This is a genomic window from Pseudonocardia sp. SID8383 (assembly GCF_009864975.1).
Classification (GTDB): Bacteria; Actinomycetota; Actinomycetes; order Mycobacteriales; family Pseudonocardiaceae; genus Pseudonocardia; species Pseudonocardia alni.
The window spans coordinates 1-1,809 of sequence record NZ_WWFY01001160.1; the positions used below are offsets into that span (position 1 = coordinate 1).

The following is a 1,809-nucleotide window of genomic DNA, read 5'->3' on the forward strand; positions in this document are numbered from 1 at the left end:
CGATCGCCGCGGCCGCGTCGTGCAGCCGGATCGCGCGGCGCGGGTAGCCGAGCTTGCCCCAGGCCCGCAGCACGTCCGCGCGCGGCGCGGCGGCCAGCGACGACGGCGCCGGCCAGCGCTCCATCCAGTCCCGCCAGACCGGTTCGACCCGGGCGACCGGGGTCTGCTGGAGCATGAACTCGCTGACCAGCACACCCCACGGGGTGGTCTCCGGGCGCCGCCACGGCAGGTCGCGGGCGTGCGCCCGGAACCACGGGAAGATCAGGTCGGCCACCACCGTCCCAGTGTCCCGCGCCCCGGCCGGGCCCCCGGCGACGGCCCCGCCGTGATCACGGACCGGGCACCGTCGGCGTCGCCCGCGGCCGTCCCGTGGATCACGGTCCCTACCGCGCCCGCCACCGGGGCGCGTGCCACGACCGGGGTGGTTCCCGTCCGCGGGTGACCGGGCGGGCCCTGTCACCGGACGACGCCGGTCACCGCGGGTCGGTGCGCCACTCGCCCGGGGGTCGGGCGATCCGGGTCGTCGACCCCGTCCGGGCCGACCCGGGGGGCGCGCGGGCGGCCGTTCCGCCACTGCACTCACCCGGTCGGGACGCGCGGGTCGCCCCGCCGGGTGGACCTCGCCGGACATGTCCGTTCCCGGCGCGGCGGCGGCGACTTCGTGTAACCGGAGATCTACCGTCGGTGACATGCACCCGGTGGGTCCCCTGCCGGCGTCGGTCTACTGGCGTCGGCGCGCGTGCGCGGTCGGCGTCGCGCTGCTCGCGCTCTTCGCGCTGCTGTGGCTCACCACCTGGCTGCTGATCCCACGGGGCTCCGACGAGCCCGCCGGGACGGCCGCACGGACGACCCCCCAGTCGTCGCAGACCACACCGGACACAGGGACGGCCGCACCCGCGGCGCCCCCGGGGTCCCCGTCCCCGGCATCCCCAGCCCCGGGGACGGGGGCACCCGCGTCCGTGCCGCTCCCCGACCCCGCCGCGCCCGGACCCCCGCCGGCCGCCGCGACGGGGACGTCCGCCCCGACGACACACCACGCCCGTCCGTCCAGGTGCCGCAGGCCGCACCCTCCCCGCCGACCGGTCCGGTGCCCTGCACCGACGCGATGATCGAGGTGCGCGCCGAGACCGGGCAGCCGACCTACCCCTCCGGCGCGCGGCCCGAGCTGCGGCTGGTCGTCACCAACGTCTCCGGCCAGCCCTGCGTGCGCGACCTCGACGGCGCCCAGCAGGAGATCGCCGTCTGGAGCGGCGACGGGGCGACCAAGCTCTGGTCGTCCAACGACTGCTCCAACCCGTCGTCGGACGACCTGCGCACCCTGGTGCCCGGCCAGCCGGTGGCCTTCGCCGTGACCTGGACCGGGCTCGCCTCGGAGCCCGGCTGTGCGGGCGAGCGCACCCGGGTGGGCCCGGGGGGCTACCGGGTGCTGGCCCGGCTCGACCGGGTCGTGAGCGAGCCCGTCCCGCTGCTCATGAGCTGAGGCTCAGCGGATGCGGGCCATGATCTCGCGCAGCGACGACGCCTCGGTGATCTGCATCCCGGTCCGCCCGACCTCGGCCCCGGTGGGGACGATCGCCCGGGTGAAGCCCAGCCGTGCGGCCTCCGCGAGGCGCCGGTCGACCCCGTGCACCCGGCGCAGCTCGCCGGCCAGCCCGAGCTCGCCCAGCACGACGAGGTCCGCGGGCAGCGCCGCGTCCCGCTTCGCCGAGACGACCGCCAGCGCGATGGCGAGGTCGGCCGCGGGCTCGGTGATCCGCATCCCGCCGACGGTGGCGGTGTAGACCTCGGCGTCGTGCAGCTTGAGCCCGC

General features: G+C 77.7%; 2 protein-coding genes and 1 pseudogene. 1 reads left to right on the forward strand and 2 read right to left on the reverse strand.

Going from position 1 to position 1,809, the window contains the following annotated elements; translation table 11 throughout:
• Positions 1-277: pseudogene (locus GTW08_RS28250) on the reverse strand (A/G-specific adenine glycosylase); the annotation flags it as partial.
• A gap of 810 nt (positions 278-1,087) precedes the next feature.
• On the opposite strand from GTW08_RS28250, the gene GTW08_RS28255 reads away from it, so the two are divergent.
• Complete coding sequence (locus GTW08_RS28255) at positions 1,088-1,480, forward strand: hypothetical protein (RefSeq protein ID WP_161152256.1); 393 nt, start codon at positions 1,088-1,090, stop codon at positions 1,478-1,480.
• A 3-nt stretch (positions 1,481-1,483) separates the two neighbouring features.
• Here the strand turns inward: GTW08_RS28255 and GTW08_RS28260 are convergent.
• On the reverse strand, positions 1,484-1,809 hold a 326-nt coding region (locus GTW08_RS28260; protein ID WP_275939026.1), incomplete at its 5' end, for a magnesium chelatase domain-containing protein.